The organism is Colwellia psychrerythraea (assembly GCF_000764185.1).
In the GTDB taxonomy this organism is placed as follows: Bacteria; Pseudomonadota; Gammaproteobacteria; order Enterobacterales; family Alteromonadaceae; genus Colwellia; species Colwellia psychrerythraea_B.
In genome coordinates this window covers 183,968-202,625 of sequence record NZ_JQEC01000042.1, presented here as the reverse complement: position 1 = coordinate 202,625, position 18,658 = coordinate 183,968, and the positions used below count along the sequence as shown (strand labels likewise).

The window sequence follows — 18,658 nt, the reverse complement described above, 5'->3', positions numbered from 1 at the left end:
GATAAAACAATAATTTTAATGAGAACGCTGTGAATAAAAGATCAGCCAAAAACAATAACCCATTAAATACCGCTCCATGGCGTTATTATTTAGTGCTGGCTGTTGTAGCTCTGATTTATCTAAGTTTGATGGCGCGTACCGCTTACATTCAGATTATTGAACCGGATATGCTGAAAAGACAAGGTGATTTACGCTCATTGCGTGTTGCCGCTAATACTGTACAACGCGGCTCTATTGTTGATCGTAATGGCGCTGAATTGGCTATTAGTGTTCCAGTTGAAACTGTATGGGCAGATCCTAAAATCATCATGGACAATAATGCTTTAACCATGACTAAACATTGGCAAGCACTAGCTGATGTGCTCAACCAAGATATAAATAAACTTACCGCACGAGTGCTTAAAAGTCCGCGAAAACGTTTTATTTATTTAGAGCGTAAAATCTCTCCCGCCATAGCAACCTACATTAAAGAGTTGAAAATTCCTGGTATTCACTTACGCAAAGAGTCAAAACGTTTTTATCCAACGGGGGAAATTAGCTCTCACCTTATCGGCTTTACCAATGTAGATGATAAAGGCATCGAAGGCATTGAGCGTATGTACGATAAATTATTAACCGGTACTGGTGGCACTAAACGTTTTAGAAAAGATGCTAAAGGCCGAAAAATTGAAATTATCTCTGTGGAAGACGCTGAACAAGCGCAAGACATTACCTTAAGCATTGACCAACGTATTCAAGCTATTGCTTATAAAGAGTTAAAAGGTGCAGTACAGGCTTTTAAAGCGACCTCAGGTTCGGTAATCGTGGCGAATGTACATACTGGGGAGATATTAGCTATGACTAATAGCCCATCGTACAACCCAAATAACCGTCGCAATACGGCGATACACCGTTTTAGAAATCGTGCGATTACCGATATCTATGAACCAGGCTCTACCATGAAGCCACTTACAGCGTTAACTGCATTAGAGTTTGGTTCAGTAAAAACTAATACTATCCTTAATACTAGTCCTGGCTGGATGCGCTTAGGTGGTAGGCGCGTTAGTGATCCAATAAATCGCGGTAAGTTATCAATTGAAGAAATATTAGTTACTTCATCAAATATGGGTACTACTAAATTGGCGCTTTCAGTACCAAAAGATTATCTATTAACTAAGTTCTTCGATGCTGGTTTTGCCGATGATACCGGTACCAATTTAGTCGGTGAAAGTGCCGGTATGATGCATGATAGAAGTCGTTGGTCGAAATTTGAATTAGCCACGCTCTCTTGGGGCGCAGGACTTGCCATTACTCCTGCTCAGTTAACGCGTTTTTATATGGCGTTGGCAAATGGTGGCATAAAACGTCGGTTATCCATTGTTAAAACCGATAAAAAAACTGCATCGTCTGAGGATCAAGAAAGGATCTTTTCTAAAGAAAACAGCTTAGCCATTACTCACATGTTAGAAGCTGTTGTGGATGAACATGTACCGAAAGCCAAAATTGATGGTTATCGTGTGGGCGGTAAAACTGGTACCTCAATTAAAGCTGTAGCCGGTGGTTATGGTAATGATTATGTGGCTTTATTTGCCGGTATGGCGCCGATATCGGATCCTGAAATTGTAGTCGTGGTGGTGATTAATGAACCCAGTGGCGATTTGTATCACGGCGGTGAGGTTGCTGCACCTGTATTTTCAAGAGTGATGAAAGGAGCCTTGCGGGTGCTTAATATCGCTCCGGATGCGAAAAACTCACAAACGGCTAAAAAGCATATTATTCAGTCAAAACCTAATTTGACATTAGTAGCAGGAGAGCAACATGCCTAAACCTGCCGCGCAAAATATAATAACTTGCTTAGCTAAATTCGATATTGCCATGGCAAGTACGGTTAATTTAGGCTGTTATGTTGGTGATCTCCATAACGATAGTCGAGAAATAGTTGTAGGAGATATTTTTTGCGGGATTATTGGTCACGACCAAGATGGTCGTCAATATATCGAACAAGCAATTAAACAGGGCGCTAAGCTAGTTCTTGCCGAATGTGAAAGCATTGATGAACATGGTGAAGTTACTAAGAGTTCAATTGATGAAGAGGTTGTTATTGTTAAGTTCTACCAGCTTAATCAACACTTATTTATCTTAACGAAGTGCTATTATCAAAAACCGCAAAAGAATATGACTATAGTTGGTATTACGGGCACTAATGGGAAAACAACTACGAGTCAGTTATTAGCTCAAATGCTCAGTCTTTCTAATAAAAGTTGCGCAGTCATAGGTACTAATGGCGCTGGTAGTCTTGATAAATTATTGCCCGTTGAAAATACCACACCTGGTGCTTGTGAGTTACATCAATTATTTAATCGTTTTAATGATGAGCACTCTGTCCATGGTAAGTTTAGCCATGTTGCTATGGAAGTTTCTTCACATGCACTATCACAAAATCGTGTGCAAGCAGATTTATTTGATATAGCCTTATTTACCAACTTAAGCCGTGATCATCTAGATTACCATGGCTCTATGGCAAGTTATGGTGTTGCGAAAAAGAAAATCTTTACTGAAAATATGAATCAAGTTGCCGTTGTTAACTTTGATGATGAGTTAGGAAAACAATGGTTAGCAAGTTGGCCGAAGCAACAACGTTTATGGTTATATGGTCGTGATGAAAATATCAGTAATAACAAATATTTTGTAACAGTCAATAACATTAATCGCCATAGTCATGGTGTATCCTTCACCTTAATAAGTCACTTGGGTAGTGTTGATATTATCAGCCCATTATTAGGTGACTTTAATATTGATAATTTGTTGGCAGCTATTTGTGTCTTGCTTATAGAAGGAGCGTCATTAACCGATGTTCCCAATTTAGTTAAACAAGTTAATGGTATTGCCGGGCGGATGGAAGCTAGCAGTGCAAACAACTTAGCAACCGCCGTGGTTGATTATGCCCATACACCAGATGCCTTAGAAAAAGCCCTGCAAGCCTGTCGTCAACATTGTTCAGGTGAACTTTATGTTGTTTTTGGTTGTGGCGGAGATAGAGATAAAGGTAAAAGACCCTTAATGGCGCAAGCAGCAGAAAAATATGCTGACTTTCTAGTAGTGACCAATGATAACCCCCGCAGTGAAGATGAGCAGTTAATTGCCAATGATATTGTTACCGGATTTATCAATCCAGATGCAGAAAATATATCCGTGATTTTAGCAAGAGAACAAGCCGTATTGACTACCCTGAAAAAAGCAAAGGCTGGCGATATTGTTTTATTGGCAGGTAAAGGGCATGAAGATTATGTCATTGTCGCTAAATATGATGTTAATGGCGCTATCATAGGCACAGAAAAACTAGCTTACGACGAACGTTCAGTGGTGAAAAAGTTTTACCACGATAACGCAGACTTAGCCATATCGACTAATAAGGCAAACTTATGATTGCTATTTCATTATCGACTTTAGCACAAGTGACTGATGGCCAACTGATTAAGCCAGAAGATGCAACCTCGGTCAGTTTCGATGAATTGGCCATTGATGATTTAGTTATTGATAGTCGCGCCATTGTTAACAATCCCGACAAAACCACTGCTTTTTTAGCGCTCAAAGGCCCTAGTTTTGACGGTCATCGTTTTGCACCACAAGTTATCGAGCAAGGCTGTCAATTGCTTATCGTTGATCATCATTTGAGCAGTGTGACTGATACCGCACAATTAGTTGTCAGCGATACCCGTATTGCTTTAGGAAAAATAGCCGCTTTTGTTAAAAAAGAGCTTGGTCCTAAAACTGTCGGCATTACCGGCAGCAGCGGTAAAACTACTGTGAAAGAAATGGTGGCTGCTATTTTATCTCGCCTAGGTAAAGTATTGGCTACTAATGGTAACTTTAATAATGATATTGGCGTGCCGCTAACGTTACTTCGTTTAGATAGAAGCCATGATTTTGCTGTCATAGAAATGGGCGCTAACCATATAGGTGAAATCGCTTATACCACCGTCTTAACAAAACCAGACGTTGCCGTAATTAATAATATTGCTGCTGCGCACCTCGAAGGTTTTGGTGATTTATGTGGCGTGGCACGGGCTAAAGGTGAAATATTCTCAGGGCTTGGCGAAAATGGTGTCGCTTTATATAACCAAGACACTAAATATACCAATAAATGGCAATGGCGTTTAACGGATAAAACTGTTCGTACTTTCTCTTGTGTCACTTCTTCACCAGAAAGTAAGGCCAATTGTTATAGCGAAAATGCCAACTTAGATGATAGTGGCTGCGCAAGTTTTACCTTAAAAACTGATCAAGGCAGCTGTGAAGTTAAGTTAACAGTACCGGGTAAACATAATGTTTGTAACGCAGTTGCAGCAGCTTGTATTGCGCTAGAATTTGGCGCCAAGCTTGAGGATATTCGTTTAGGTCTAGCACAAATGCAACCAGTACAAGGGCGTCTGAATTTACATCAAATAATCGATAACAAAACCGGTTGTAATATTAAACTTATTGATGATAGTTATAACGCCAATCTTGAGTCAGTAAAAGCGGCTACACAACTATTATCAAGTTACCCCGGTAAACAGTTGCTTATTCTAGGTGATATGGGCGAGCTCGGTAGTGATGCACGTCGTTATCACCAAGAAGTTGGTGAGTTCGCTAAGAGCCAACAGTTAAATACATTATTGTCTTTAGGAGTATTAAGTCAAAGTGCCAGTGATGCCTTTGCACAGGACAATGATAAAAATGAGCAAAGTCGACATTTTAATAAAAGGGCTGATTTGATGGCTCATTTACTAACTATGATCACTCAGCAATTGTCGACTGGGCAGCAAGATATTGCCATTTTAGTTAAAGGCTCTCGCAGTGCGCATATGGAGCATGTAGTAACAGCACTTATTAAATGGTTTGGGAAAATGAATACTGAACAAAGTAATAGTCAAGAAAGTATTGTTCGTACCAACCAAGCTTGTAAAATTCAAGCTAATGAAAATCAAAGTAAAGAAGGTAAAGCTTAATGTTATTGTGGTTAGGAGAGTTTTTAACTCAATTTTATACAGCGTTCAATGTTTTTTCATATTTAACATTTCGCGCCATTACCAGTACGCTGACCGCGCTGTTTATATCACTGTACTTTGGCCCTAAATTGATTCGTTACCTGCAAAAAATGCAAATTGGTCAAACGATTAGAGATGATGGTCCAGAAAGTCACCTCTCTAAGTCAGGTACGCCAACCATGGGTGGCTTGTTAATACTCGCCTCCATAGTTGTTAGTGTTTTATTGTGGGCTGATCTGAGTAATATTTATGTTTGGGTCGTTTTATTTGTGGTAATAAGCTTTGGCGCAATTGGTTTTGTTGATGATTATCGTAAAGTTATTAGAAAAGACTCAAATGGATTGATTGCCCGTTGGAAGTACTTTTGGCAAACCGTTATTGGTTTAGGTACAGCATTATTTTTGTATTATATTGCTCAAGGGCCTAATGAAACGGCGTTATTAGTACCTTTTATGAAAGAGGTTTTACCGCAATTAGGCATATTTTATGTGGTGATGACCTATTTCGTCATTGTCGGCACTTCAAATGCGGTTAACTTAACTGATGGTCTTGATGGTTTAGCTATTGTACCTACTATCATGGTCGCCGGCGCTTTTGCTCTGTTCGCCTATGTTACGGGTCATGTGAACTTTTCCAATTACCTTAATATTCCATATATCCCATTAACAAGTGAACTCGTTGTAGTTTGTACTGCAATTGTCGGTGCAGGATTAGGTTTCTTGTGGTTTAACACTTATCCAGCGCAAGTATTTATGGGTGATGTTGGCTCACTAGCTCTCGGCGCAGCGCTTGGCGTAATTGCCGTACTCGTTCGCCAAGAGTTGGTTTTATTTATTATGGGTGGTGTTTTTGTTATGGAAACGCTGTCAGTTATTTTACAAGTAGGCTCGTATAAAATGCGCGGTCAGCGTATTTTCCGTATGGCACCTATTCATCACCATTATGAATTGAAAGGCTGGCCAGAGCCGCGGGTGATTGTTCGTTTTTGGATTATTTCATTGATATTAGTATTAATAGGTTTAGCGACCTTGAAGTTACGTTAAATACTAGGTTGAACAAAGCGTTAAAAAATACGTAAATAATATAAGGTAAATTTAAATAAATTATGACTTGGTTAACAGCTTTTAAAGGTAAAAATATTGTTGTGCTTGGCGCCGGAATGACAGGTTTGTCATGTCTGCGCTTTTTGCATGGGCAAGGTTTGTCTTTTGCTGTTAATGATTCTCGTGCTGCGCCTTTTGCCAGTAATGGTGAACAAATAAAATACATGAATGACTATCCAAGGGCACAATTTGTTTTTGGTCAATGGCAACAAAGTTTGATTGTTAGTGCTGATATTATTATTGCCAGTCCCGGTATTAACCTTGAAGATGAAGGTATTGCCGCTCTTATTTCGAAACATTGCCGAGTCATAGGTGATATTGAATTATTTTGTCTAGTAAACAATAGCAGTACTAAGCCAATAAAAATGTTAGCTGTTACTGGTTCAAATGGTAAATCCACAGTGGTCTCACTGCTTGACTATCTAGCGAAGTCCCTTGGTGAAAGCGCTTCTTTGGCGGGGAATATTGGTGAACCAATACTTAACCTGATTCATGAAGGCTTCAACACCGAGGTTAAGTCAGTCGACATAGCAATTGTTGAACTATCTAGCTTCCAACTTGAAACCTTAGTAAGTATGAAGGCTATTGCTGCTAGTGTACTGAATTTAAGCGATGATCACCTTGATAGACATAAAACCTTAGCTAATTATCAGACCATCAAACAAAGTATTTATCCACAAGCAAAAATAGCCGTAGTAAATAGAGAAGATAAAGCTACCAACAGTTTAATAACCGAACAAAAAGTCATCTCATTTGGTTTAAATGCACCAGAACAAGGCCACTTTGGTCTTGCGATTATTGATGACCAGCAAGTTATTATGTTTGGTGAACAAGAAATTATAACTCTAGATGAATTACCACTTGCCGGTATGCATAACGCGCTAAACTATATGGCGGCTTTTGCCCTTGGTTATAGTGCTGGTTGGTCATTATCTGCTATGGCAGAAAATATAGCAGGATTTACTGGTTTAGCGCATAGGTGTCAACGAGTAGTAACTGACGATGGCATTCAATGGATTAATGATTCAAAAGCGACCAATGTTGGTGCATCGCTTGCAGCTATATCAGGCTTATCGCCAACGCTGAGCGGAAAAAACCAGCTGATTTTAATTGCTGGTGGCGATGGAAAGGGTGCTGATTTTACCCCCCTTAAAAATATATTCAATCTTGAAGTGAGCCAGTTAATAACGTTAGGTAAAGATGGCGCTGAAATTGCTGGTTTAGTCAGTAATTCGATTGTAGTTGAAACTTTAGTGGAGGCCGTTGAACAAGCTAAGAAAATAGCAAAAGCAGGAGATATGGTCTTGCTATCACCGGCTTGCGCCAGTATTGATATGTTTAAAAACTATATGGTACGTGGCGAACAATTTATTGCAGCCGCGCAAGCTAAGGATACTTCATGTCGTTAGAAAAAACCATGACCTTAGCAAGAACCATGTCATTAGAAACTACTCAGGCAATTACCAAGACCATTTCAAAAGTGTCAGCACCACCATTACCTGAGTGGATAAATCGCTTTATGGCGGGTTCAAATCAATATGGCGCAAGCGCATTTGATCGCAGTTTTATTGTTCTGGGAATAATCATGTATATGGTTGGACTGGTTATGGTGGCAACTTCCTCAATACCGGTTGCAGAACGGCTATTTAACAACCCTTTTCATTTTGTTATTCGTCACGGCATTTATATTGGTTTAAGTCTTGCGATTGCAGGTGTTGCTTTACAGGTCCCCATGTCTTGGTGGCATAAAAACAGTAGTTACTTGTTAGGTTTTGCCATAGTGCTGTTGGTTACGGTTTTGCTGATTGGTCGTACAGTAAATGGTTCGACGCGCTGGATCGTATTAGGGCCAATCACTGTACAGGCAGCAGAGCCTGCTAAATTATTTTTCTTTTGTTACTTATCGGCATATTTAGTGCGTCGCCGTGAGCAAGTCATGGAAAACTTAAAAGGTTTTATAAAACCACTCATTGTCTTTGGCGTTATGGCGGCATTGTTATTATTGCAGCCTGATTTAGGCACAGTAATTGTGATGTTTGTTACCACTTTTGGTTTACTGTTTTTAGCTGGAGCTAAGTTATGGCAATTTATCGCTATGGCTTCAGTTGGAGCAACCTCTCTAGGCATGTTGGCCTATTTTGAACCTTATCGCTGGCGCCGAGTCACTAGCTTTTTAGACCCATGGCAAGACCCGTTTGGCAGTGGTTATCAATTAACTCAATCCTTAATGGCCTATGGTCGCGGCGAAGTGTTAGGCCAAGGCTTAGGAAATAGCATACAAAAATTAGAATATTTGCCTGAAGCGCACACTGATTTTGTGATGGCAGTTTTAGCTGAGGAGTTTGGCTTTATTGGTATCAGCTTGGTGTTGTTACTTAGCATGACTTTAGTTTATAAAGCGCTTATTTTGGGCCGTTATGCGCTTGCAAAAGAAAAGTATTTTGAAGGTTTCTTAGCCTATTCTATCGGAATTTGGATGTGCTTTCAGGCTGCGGTAAATATAGGCGCTAGTGCTGGTATCGTACCCACTAAAGGTTTAACCATGCCACTGATTAGTTATGGTGGTAGCTCGATGATAGTAATGACATTAGCCTTAGTTATTTTAATACGCATTGACCATGAGATTCGATTGCAGAGTATTCAAGCGACTAGCTCGAAAAGAACTACAAAAAAAGACGCTAAGAAAAGTGATGATAAATAATGAACACGAATCACAATCAAATCGAAGCAAGTGAAACAAAAACCTTACTTGTCATGGCTGGTGGTACCGGTGGCCATATATTCCCAGGTCTTGCGGTCGCCGATGAGCTTAAAGCTATGGGTTGGAACATCCATTGGTTGGGAACGGCTGATCGCATGGAAGCTAAAATTGTGCCTGAGTATGGTTATAATATCTCCTTTATCGATATCAGTGGTTTGCGTAAAAAGCGGTTATTAACAATGTTAGGTATGCCTTTTAAGTTATTTAAATCGGTTGTGCAAGCAAGGCGGGTGATTAAAGCGGTTAAACCCGATGTGGTGTTAGGTATGGGCGGTTATGCCAGCGCGCCAGGTGGTTTTGCGGCTTGGCTAAGTAACATCCCTTTAATTGTGCATGAACAAAATGCTGCCGCTGGTTTAAGCAATCGATTATTAGCGCATATTGCCAATAAAATATGCTGCGCTTTCCCTGGTGCATTTGATAAGAATGTAGCTGTTGAGGTGCTTGGTAATCCATTACGTTCTTCAATTGCACTGCAAAATTCGCCAATAAATAACGATGAAGAAAAAGAAAGCAAAAGTTCAAGTAAAAATATATTAGTAGTTGGCGGTAGTCTTGGGGCACAGGTATTAAACGAAGTAATGCCTTCTTGTTTTGCCAGTCTAGTTAACCATGATGAAAAATTTTCCATATGGCACCAAACTGGCGCAAGTAAACAAGAACAAGTTGTCAAAGCTTACGCAGAACAAAACCATGGCAGGGATAAGGTGCAAGTGAATGAATTTATTGACGATATGGCAAAAGCATATCATTGGGCCGATCTGGTAATTTGTCGAGCGGGAGCTTTAACGGTTTCAGAACTAGCCATGGCAGCAAAACCAGCTGTTTTTGTTCCTTTACCTCACGCGGTAGATGATCATCAAACAAAAAACGCACTTTACCTAGTTAAACGCGATGCAGCAAAGTTAATGCCACAGGCGCAATTAAATAAAGACAGTATCGCAACATTAATTAGCGAACTGTTTGAGCAGCCTGAAACTTTAACAAATATGGCTAAAGCTTCATTTAGTGCAGCAAATAGTGATGCCAGTAAAAAAGTAGCAAAATTGTGCCAACAACTTACACAAGTTAATAGTGCAAAACCCAGCAATAACGAAGAGAAAATATGATTAAGCAAACGAACTCAAATGCCAGCTCAAGTACTAGCTCAATTAAAAGTACTGATTCAAGTAAAGGTACTGCCTCACACATAGGTCAGGTACCTGAAATGCGTCGGGTTAAACGTATCCATTTTGTCGGAATAGGTGGCGCTGGCATGGGCGGAATTGCCGAGGTATTGCTTAACGAAGGTTATCAAATTTCAGGCTCAGATATAGGTAAAAACCAAGTAGTAAAACGCCTAACAGCCTTAGGTGCCGATATTATAATTGGCCACCAAGCAGAAAATGTCGAACAGGCAAGTGTCATTGTTGTTTCTACCGCGATAAGTAGTGATAATCCGGAGCTAGTTGCAGCAAAAAAATTACGCATCCCAGTGGTTAGACGCGCAGAAATGTTAGCTGAGTTAATGCGCTTTCGCCATGGTATTGCCATTGCCGGTACGCATGGCAAAACAACAACAACAAGCCTAATTGCCAGTATTTTTGCCCAAGGCCAATTAGACCCAACATTTGTTATTGGCGGCCTACTCAATAGTGCTGGTACTAATGCTCGATTAGGTAGTAGTCGCTACTTAATTGCCGAAGCTGATGAAAGTGATGCGTCATTTTTGCATTTACAACCTATGGTTGCGGTTATCACCAATATCGATGCCGACCATATGGAAACTTATGGCGGGGACTTTGAAAAACTCAAAGATACTTACATCGAGTTTTTACATAACTTGCCCTTTTATGGTTTAGCTGTTGTATGTATCGACAACCCAGTAGTACGTGAGTTATTGCCACGCATTAGCCGTCAAGTGATCACTTATGGCTTTTCTGAAGATGCAGATGTAAGAGCGGTAAATTACCGACAAGATGGCGCAGTTAGTCACTTTACCGTTGAAGTGGCGGACAAAAAAGCACTTGATATGAGTGTAAATTTACCAGGGCAACACAACGTGTTAAATGCTTTGGCAGGTGTTGCCGTCGCTAAAGATGAAGGTGTTAATGATGAGGCTATATGCCAAGCATTAACCGAGTTTGCCGGTATTGGTCGACGTTTTGAACAGCTAGAAAACTTCAGTACTGATGCAGGTGAGATGGTATTGATTGATGATTATGGTCATCACCCAAGTGAAGTAAAAGCCACAATTTTGGCTATGCGACAAGGTTGGCCAGACAAGCGGTTAGTGATGGTTTTTCAACCTCATAGGTATTCGCGTACGCGAGATTTATATGAAGACTTTGTTGAAGTATTATCAGAAGTCGACTGCCTGTTTTTACTTGATGTATATGCGGCCGGAGAAATACCTATCTCAACGGCTGATAGTAAAAGTTTAGCTCGTTCAATTAGACAAAGAGGCCAAATTGAGCCCGTTTATGTTAGTGATGTAGATAAACTAGCGCAACTATTAGCAAACCAGTTGCAAGATAATGACATGGTCATTACTCAGGGGGCCGGCAGCATTGGCGCAGTAGCTAGAAAATTAGTAGAGCATAACTTATTACATGTTAATTCAGCTGATGAAGGTAGTGAGTAATGACTAGCGATATCAGCAGTGAATTTGTGCAGCTTAAGCAAGAGAAGATTGCTGTGCTTTATGGTGGTAACTCTGCAGAGCGTGAAGTGTCACTTAATTCAGGACAAGCTATTGCTAATGGTCTTGAGCAAGCAGGTTTTGATGTGGTGTTAATTGATACTAAATTTGTGCCTTTGACTGATTTGGTTAGTAAAGAAATAGATCGAGTTTTCATTGCTCTGCATGGTAGAGGCGGTGAAGATGGTTGTTTACAAGGTGCTCTTGAGTACATGGGCATTCCTTATACAGGCTCAAATGTTTTAGGATCTTCGCTTTCAATGGATAAGGTACGCAGCAAACAAATTTTTAAAGCCTGTGACTTACCAACAGCACCCTTCGCCGTTGTTGGTAAGAATGACTTCGATGACTTGTCATTAAAGACATTATTGACTGAATTAGGCGGTAGAGTCATGGTCAAACCTGCCAATGAAGGTTCAAGCATTGGCATGGCGCAGGCACGAACTGTAGAGCAGTTACGCAATGCGCTTATTGAAGCCTTTGGTTTTGATGATGAGGTATTACTCGAAGCTTGGATAGATGGACCTGAATATACAGTCGCTATTTTAGGTGATAAAGCCTTGCCAGCAATACATATGGAAACACCACGTGAATTTTATGATTACGAAGCAAAGTATCAATCAACAAGTACGCAATATCACTGTCCATGCAGCTTAAGTGATAGTGACGAAAGTGAATTGAAAAAATTATCGTTGAAAGCATTTAACGCTACAGGGGCAAAAGGTTGGGGCCGTGTAGATGTTATGCGAAGCAGCCGTGGTGAATGGCAAATTTTAGAGGTCAATACTGTACCAGGTATGACAGAAACCTCATTAGTGCCAAAAGCAGCGAATGTATACGGTTTAAATTTCAGTGAGTTAGTTACGCAAATTTTATTACTTAGCATAAAAAAATAAACGTCAAAGAGTGACGAGGATTATGAAAAAAAATCAGCATAACAATAGTAAAAAAACAACACAGCCAAGCCAAGCGAGTACCTTGTCTTTTGGTTTGGGTTTGCTATTTTTTGTTGTTGTGCTGTTTGGTTTAATCACTATCAGTTGGTGGCTTACCCAACATTTCATCGGTCAAGAAAGTGCGCCGGTGACTTCTATCGTTATATCAGGGGAGATGCCCTATAGCCACCGTAACGATATTATCAATGCTATTGAGCCGGTTGATATGGGTAACTTTTTTCAAGTCGATGTCAATGAGGTACAAAGTTATGTACTCACTTTACCTTGGGTTTACTCTGTGGCGGTGAGAAAACAATGGCCAAATGAATTAAAAATATATGTGGTTGATCAAAAGCCAGTAGCATTTTGGAATGGTAACTTTTTAATCAATCAACTCGGTCAAGTATTTCAGGCGGAAATAGCGCGCATTAATCATTATCTACCGAGCTTTTTTGGCCCTGAGGGAAGTGAGTTGTTAGCGTTGAAAAATTACCGTGATTTCAATGCCCTATTAGACTTTAAAGCCTTGTCTATTGATGAGTTAGTGTTAAGTGAACGTTTTTCATGGCAACTAACTCTAGATGACGGCGTTACCTTAAATTTAGGTCGCGAAGAGCGAGTTGAGCGCATTCAACGATTTATGGATGTTTACCCAATAATCAAAGCACAGCTTAAAGTGAAAAAAATTGCGGGAAAACAGCAAAATCAGGCAGTTGATTACATAGATTTACGGTATGATACGGGATTGGCTGTTGGTTGGAAAACAATAGATAAAATTAGCCAGAATAAATTGCTAAAAAATAACGATAATAATCACCTAAAACTAGTGCCTCAAATAAGCACAATCAGTTAAGAGTTTAAGTTAAATGTCTAAAGCAGCAGAAAGAAAATTAGTGGTTGGTCTTGATATTGGAACTTCAAAAATATCAGTCGCCGTTGGAGAGATCACCCCGGACAACCAATTAAGTATTATTGGTGTCGGTAATCAGCCTGCGCGCGGTATGGATAAAGGTGGAGTTAATGACTTAAATTTAGTTATTCAAGCAATTCAACGGGCGATTAATGAAGCTGAGTTAATGGCCGATTGCCAAATAAGCTCTATCTACTTAGGTATTTCGGGCAAGCATATTAGTTGCCAAAATGAAAATGGTATGGTGCCAATTAACGACAACGAAGTTATTCAAGAAGATGTCGATAATGTAATTCACACGGCCCGTTCAGTACCCATCTCAGCTGAGCGCCGTATGTTACATGTACTGCCGCAAGAATATAGTATTGATTGTCAAGACGGCATAAAAAGCCCAATCGGTATGTCGGGTGTGCGTATGGAAGCAAAAGTACATATAGTCACTTGCGCTAATGATATGGCTAAAAATCTGGTTAAATGTGTTGAACGCTGTGATTTAACGGCTGATCAATTAATTTTTTCAGCGCTGGCGTCAAGTTATGCGGTGTTAACCGATGATGAAAAAGAATTAGGTGTGTGTGTTGTCGATATGGGCGCGGGCACTATGGATATTTCAGTGTTTACTGGCGGTACTTTACGACATACCGCTGTAATACCTGTTGCTGGTAATCAGGTGACCAGTGATATATCTAAAATTTTTAGAACGCCATTAAGCCATGCAGAAGATATTAAAGTGCAATATGCCTGTGCGTTAAAACAATTAGTTAGCATGGAAGAAAGTATTGATGTACCGAGTGTTGGTGGTCGTCCTGCACGATCTATGTCTCGTCATACTTTATCTGAAGTGGTTGAACCAAGGTATCAAGAATTGTTTGAGCTAATTCAAGATGAAATTAGAGAGTCAGGTTTAGAAGATCAAATTGCCGCTGGTTATGTATTAACGGGTGGCACGGCGAAAATGGAAGGTGTATTAGAGTTTGCCGAAGAAATATTTCAAATGCCGGTCCGTATTGCCAACCCTTTGTCAGTACAAGGGTTAACAGAATATGTTAACGACCCAAGTTACGCAACAGTGGTTGGACTTTTGCATTACGGTATGCAAGCAACAAGTGAAATGGATAGTTCAAGTAAAAAACGCGAAAGTGTTGGTGACTTTTGGTCAAGAATTCATGCTTGGTTTAAAGGCGAATTTTAGAGGAAAGAGCTAAAGGCTAGTTTAAAGAATTAGTGTTGTGAGCTGTTAAATGGAACTAACAGCTATCTCGAATCGGTGTTGAGACAAATATATATAACAACGATTTATTAAGTATTTTAAGTAATTGTAAGTAAAACGGAGAGAGAGAATGTTTGAATTAATGGAAGACCATAACGAAGAAGCGATAATCAAAGTTATCGGCGTTGGTGGCGGTGGTGGTAATGCCGTTGAGCACATGGTTTCACAGACGATTGAAGGGGTTGAGTTTGTTACCGCAAATACAGACTCACAAGCGCTGCGTAACTCTTCTGCAGATGTAACATTACAGCTTGGTGCTGATGTCACTAAAGGTTTAGGCGCTGGCGCAAATCCTGAAATAGGCCGTTGTGCAGCTGAAGAGGATAGAGAAACAATTAAGCAAGCTTTACAAGGTGCCGATATGATCTTTATCGCTGCTGGTATGGGCGGTGGCACAGGTACTGGTGCTGCACCTGTAGTTGCTGAAATTGCGAAAGAAATGGGCATATTGACCGTTGCTGTAGTCACTAAACCCTTCCCATTTGAAGGTAAGAAACGCATGAACTATGCGGATCAAGGTATTGAGTTTTTATCTAAAAATGTTGATTCATTGATCACTATCCCGAATGAAAAATTACTGAAAGTTCTTGGCCCAGGTACAAGTTTATTAGATGCGTTCAAAGCCGCTAATAATGTTTTACTTGGCGCGGTACAAGGTATTGCCGAATTAATTACTCGTCCTGGTTTAATCAATGTCGATTTTGCTGATGTACGTACGGTAATGTCTGAAATGGGCACTGCTATGATGGGTTCTGGCACTGCTTCTGGCGATGATCGAGCACAAGAGGCAGCTGATGCAGCTATTTCAAGTCCGTTACTTGAAGATGTTGATTTAGCGGGCGCTCGCGGTATTCTTGTTAATATCACTGCTGGTATGGATATTAGCATCGACGAGTTTGAGACTGTAGGTAATGCAGTAAAAGCATTTGCTTCTGAAAACGCTACTGTTGTTGTTGGTGCTGTCATTGATATGGACATGACTGATGAGCTTCGCGTTACCGTTGTTGCGACAGGTATTGGCGCTGAAAGTAAACCTGATATCACTTTAGTCAACCCTACGCCAATGGCAGAGCCAAAAGTTGTGGGTGCTGATTATGCTCCAACGGCACAACCAAATAGCGTAGCCGAACCAATAGCAATGACAGATAGTAATGCCCAAAAAGCGGTTGCTACTGATTTAGATACCTATTTAGATATTCCGGCATTTTTGCGTAAGCAAGCTGACTAATTAGTTACTAAGTTGTTATAAAGTCAGTCTAGTAATTAGTGGTGTTTTTGATTTTAATGCTTTTTTCTGATATATTATGCGCCCATTAAATTGACTTAGCTGCTGCAACTCTTACGTTATGTATGAGTGGGTGCTAGTTCAGCTTAGTGGTGGGATTAAATGCTAAGAATAAATGTGTAGCTATTTATTTAATGGTTGGTAAATAAAATGGCATTTATAAAAGTAACAGCATTTATTAACAAATAAAAAGCAAGGTAAGCGAGGCTAATATGATTAAGCAACGTACATTAAAAACGAGTGTTTCAACAGTAGGTGTTGGTTTACATAAAGGTGAAAAAGTGCAGGTTACTCTCCGTCCTGCGCCAGCAAACACCGGTATTGTTTTCCGTCGAATTGATCTTGACCCTGTGGTCGATATTAAAGCGACACCTGAAGCTGTGGGTGAAACAACGTTATGTACATGTTTAGTTAACGAGCAACAAGTTAAAGTTTCAACTGTTGAGCATTTACTCTCAGCAGTTGCAGGCTTAGGTATTGATAATTTAATTGTTGATGTTGATGCTGCTGAAATTCCAATTATGGATGGTAGCGCCTTGCCTTTCGTTTACTTAATTCAATCTGTTGGTATTGAGACTTTAAATGTCGCTAAACGTTTTTTGCGCATTAAAAAGCCAATCCGCGTTGAAGAAGGTGATAAATGGGCAGAATTACTGCCCTATGAAGGTTTTAGAGTTAATTTTTCTATTGAATTTGAGCACCCTGTAATTGAAAAAACCTGCCAAACCATGAGTATGGATTTTTCAAGTTGTTCTTATATTAAAGAAATTAGCCGAGCGAGAACGTTTGGTTTTATGAAGGATATTGAGTTTTTACGTTCTCATAATTTGGCGTTAGGTGGCAGTTTAGAAAATGCTATAGTGCTGGATAACTACCGCATGCTCAATAAAAATGAATTACGATATGATGACGAGTTTGTTAAGCATAAAATACTTGATGCCATTGGCGATCTATATATGGGCAGTGCAAGTATTTTAGGTGAATTCAACGCCTTCAAGTCAGGTCATGGCCTAAATAATATTTTATTAAGAGAAGTATTCAAACGAACCGATTCATGGGAATGGGTAACGTATGAAGGTGATAAAGCTTCGCCGATAGAATATCAGGAAATAAATGCCACTGCATTTTAGTTAACGGGCTAACTTTACATTAAAATGCGAATACTAAGTACTTGATTCGAAATGTTGTATTCGCATCATCAATTATCTACATTCGCACATAGCTCTATTCAGCTACGTTTTCCCAGCAACACGAGCTAATTTTTCTAACTTTTCCTTCAAACCCTTTGGTGCATTCTGCGCAATAGCTAAAAATTGTTTAGCGGTTTTTTCATTAACAACAGTATTGCTTTCTACCGAATGTAATGGCGCAGACTGCAAAAGCTCAGCACGTGATTTTTCGGTAATTTCATGGCGTTGTTGGCGAAAACCTTGCGGGTTAACTTTTATTTCAATTTTTTGGAAGTTACCATCAGTACTATTTACTAACGCGTTGCAGATATTGTTTCTTTCAAACTGTAATCTTTGCCCCCAAACGGGTGACTTAACCTCTATAATCAGGGTGTCGTGACGGCAATTGGCAATATGCCAAGCATCTGCTGGTAAATCAGGGCATATTTGCCGTACAATGTCAGCCAATATAGTCAAAGAGTTGGTTTTTTCCTGAATATGTGCCAAAGTGCCTGTCGTTGTTTGCAGGAGTGAAGACATATTAATAGGGACTTTTGATTTTCTAGCCATTATAACTACCAAAATTCAGTGCTAAGGCAAACTGAATAAATTAACTGAAATAGAGTCCTATGAGTTTAACACTACTATACAGAGGAAAAAACGTCAGATTTTCAATGCAACTCACTAAATTGCATTGGTTGTCAGCAGTGTGTGCGTTTGCTTTAATTTCAGGTGGTATTGTTCATCTTGTTGTCAGTAATGAATTACAACCCGATGGCAATAAATATCAAGTATTATCATACCTTGATTCAACTCCCAATTTAATAGAAAAACAAAAGGTTACCGCCTTGACTGTTAAACTTGCCGAGTTACAAAGTCAGGTCTTACGGCTAAATGCCCTTGGTGACCGCTTAGCTGAGGATGCAAATATTCCTGAGAAAGAGTTCAACTTTAGTCAGCTACCAGCAAGTGGTGGGCCTTCAACCGCTAGTTTTCCGATAAATAACAAAACACTTGAGCAAATTTTTAACGAAATAGAGCAATTTGAAAGTAAAATAAATTACGAAGAAAAACAATTACAAATGCTTGAATCTTTAACATTTGGTCACCATATACAAAGTAATGGTTACTTGTCAGGGCGACCTATAGCTAAGGGTTGGTTATCTTCTTATTACGGCGTCCGTAAAGACCCATTTAATGGCAAACCAACTATGCATAAAGGCGTTGATTTTGCAGGCAAAGAAGACACTGCGATCATAGCTACAGCTTCAGGAGTCATAACTTGGGCGAGTAAACGATATGGCTATGGAAATTTAATTGAAATAAACCACGGTGAGGGATTAACAACTCGTTATGGTCATAATAAAGATTTATTAGTAAATGTAGGTGACGTTGTTAATAAAGGACAAATGATTGCGCGTATGGGCAGCACAGGCCGCTCTACCGGACCACATGTCCACTATGAAATATTACGAAATAATAAACAAATTAATCCTATTAAGTTTGTTTATCGCAAAGGGAAATAACCGAGTAGAA

At 39.7% G+C, this 18,658-nt stretch carries 15 protein-coding genes; 14 read left to right on the top strand and 1 reads right to left on the bottom strand.

Going from position 1 to position 18,658, the window contains the following annotated elements; translation table 11 throughout:
- The first annotated feature begins 29 nt into the window (after positions 1–29).
- The 13 genes from GAB14E_RS07750 (at position 30) to lpxC (ending at position 17,083) form a co-directional block, all read left to right on the top strand.
- Positions 30–1,805, top strand: a complete 1,776-nt coding sequence (locus tag GAB14E_RS07750) for a penicillin-binding transpeptidase domain-containing protein (protein ID WP_033083113.1) — start codon at positions 30–32, stop codon at positions 1,803–1,805.
- Positions 1,798–3,405 carry a UDP-N-acetylmuramoyl-L-alanyl-D-glutamate--2,6-diaminopimelate ligase gene (locus tag GAB14E_RS07755; RefSeq protein WP_033083112.1) on the top strand — a complete coding sequence of 536 codons (1,608 nt, stop codon included), beginning with the start codon at positions 1,798–1,800 and terminating at the stop codon, positions 3,403–3,405. Before GAB14E_RS07750 ends, GAB14E_RS07755 begins: the two co-directional genes overlap by 8 nt.
- Positions 3,402–4,970, top strand: a complete 1,569-nt coding sequence (locus GAB14E_RS07760; RefSeq protein ID WP_033083111.1) for a UDP-N-acetylmuramoyl-tripeptide--D-alanyl-D-alanine ligase — start codon at positions 3,402–3,404, stop codon at positions 4,968–4,970. The genes GAB14E_RS07755 and GAB14E_RS07760 overlap by 4 nt, the downstream gene beginning before the upstream one ends.
- Positions 4,970–6,052: a phospho-N-acetylmuramoyl-pentapeptide-transferase gene (gene mraY / locus GAB14E_RS07765; RefSeq protein ID WP_033083110.1), complete on the top strand. Its 1,083-nt coding sequence runs from the start codon at positions 4,970–4,972 to the stop codon at positions 6,050–6,052. Before GAB14E_RS07760 ends, mraY begins: the two co-directional genes overlap by 1 nt.
- Positions 6,053–6,114: 62 nt before the next feature.
- On the top strand, positions 6,115–7,521 hold the full coding sequence (gene murD / locus GAB14E_RS07770; RefSeq protein WP_033083109.1) for a UDP-N-acetylmuramoyl-L-alanine--D-glutamate ligase: 1,407 nt from the start codon (positions 6,115–6,117) through the stop codon (positions 7,519–7,521).
- Positions 7,512–8,813, top strand: a complete 1,302-nt coding sequence (ftsW, locus tag GAB14E_RS07775; RefSeq protein ID WP_033083108.1) for a cell division protein FtsW — start codon at positions 7,512–7,514, stop codon at positions 8,811–8,813. The genes murD and ftsW overlap by 10 nt, the downstream gene beginning before the upstream one ends.
- Positions 8,813–9,982, top strand: coding sequence for an undecaprenyldiphospho-muramoylpentapeptide beta-N-acetylglucosaminyltransferase (gene murG, locus GAB14E_RS07780; protein ID WP_052093819.1), 1,170 nt, complete (start codon positions 8,813–8,815; stop codon positions 9,980–9,982). The genes ftsW and murG overlap by 1 nt, the downstream gene beginning before the upstream one ends.
- 98 nt (positions 9,983–10,080) lie before the next feature.
- A complete protein-coding gene (murC, locus tag GAB14E_RS07785) occupies positions 10,081–11,496 on the top strand; it encodes a UDP-N-acetylmuramate--L-alanine ligase (RefSeq protein WP_052093829.1) in 1,416 nt (471 codons plus the stop codon).
- Positions 11,496–12,449 (top strand): D-alanine--D-alanine ligase, encoded by a 954-nt coding sequence (locus tag GAB14E_RS07790; RefSeq protein ID WP_033083107.1) that lies wholly within the window; start codon positions 11,496–11,498, stop codon positions 12,447–12,449. Before murC ends, GAB14E_RS07790 begins: the two co-directional genes overlap by 1 nt.
- Before the next feature lie 22 nt (positions 12,450–12,471).
- Positions 12,472–13,341 carry a cell division protein FtsQ/DivIB gene (locus GAB14E_RS07795; RefSeq protein ID WP_033083106.1) on the top strand — a complete coding sequence of 290 codons (870 nt, stop codon included), beginning with the start codon at positions 12,472–12,474 and terminating at the stop codon, positions 13,339–13,341.
- Between the two features lie 13 nt (positions 13,342–13,354).
- Positions 13,355–14,590 (top strand): cell division protein FtsA, encoded by a 1,236-nt coding sequence (ftsA, locus tag GAB14E_RS07800; RefSeq protein WP_033083105.1) that lies wholly within the window; start codon positions 13,355–13,357, stop codon positions 14,588–14,590.
- A 148-nt stretch (positions 14,591–14,738) separates the two neighbouring features.
- Positions 14,739–15,896: a cell division protein FtsZ gene (gene ftsZ, locus GAB14E_RS07805; protein ID WP_033083104.1), complete on the top strand. Its 1,158-nt coding sequence runs from the start codon at positions 14,739–14,741 to the stop codon at positions 15,894–15,896.
- A gap of 269 nt (positions 15,897–16,165) precedes the next feature.
- Complete coding sequence (gene lpxC, locus GAB14E_RS07810; RefSeq protein ID WP_033083103.1) at positions 16,166–17,083, top strand: UDP-3-O-acyl-N-acetylglucosamine deacetylase; 918 nt, start codon at positions 16,166–16,168, stop codon at positions 17,081–17,083.
- Positions 17,084–17,185: 102 nt separating this feature from the next.
- On the opposite strand, the gene GAB14E_RS07815 is transcribed toward lpxC, so the two are convergent.
- On the bottom strand, positions 17,186–17,692 hold the full coding sequence (locus GAB14E_RS07815) for a DUF721 domain-containing protein (protein ID WP_033083102.1): 507 nt from the start codon (positions 17,690–17,692) through the stop codon (positions 17,186–17,188).
- A 104-nt stretch (positions 17,693–17,796) separates the two neighbouring features.
- On the opposite strand from GAB14E_RS07815, the gene GAB14E_RS07820 reads away from it, so the two are divergent.
- Positions 17,797–18,648 carry a M23 family metallopeptidase gene (locus tag GAB14E_RS07820; RefSeq protein ID WP_231562072.1) on the top strand — a complete coding sequence of 284 codons (852 nt, stop codon included), beginning with the start codon at positions 17,797–17,799 and terminating at the stop codon, positions 18,646–18,648.
- The last annotated feature ends 10 nt before the right edge of the window (positions 18,649–18,658 follow it).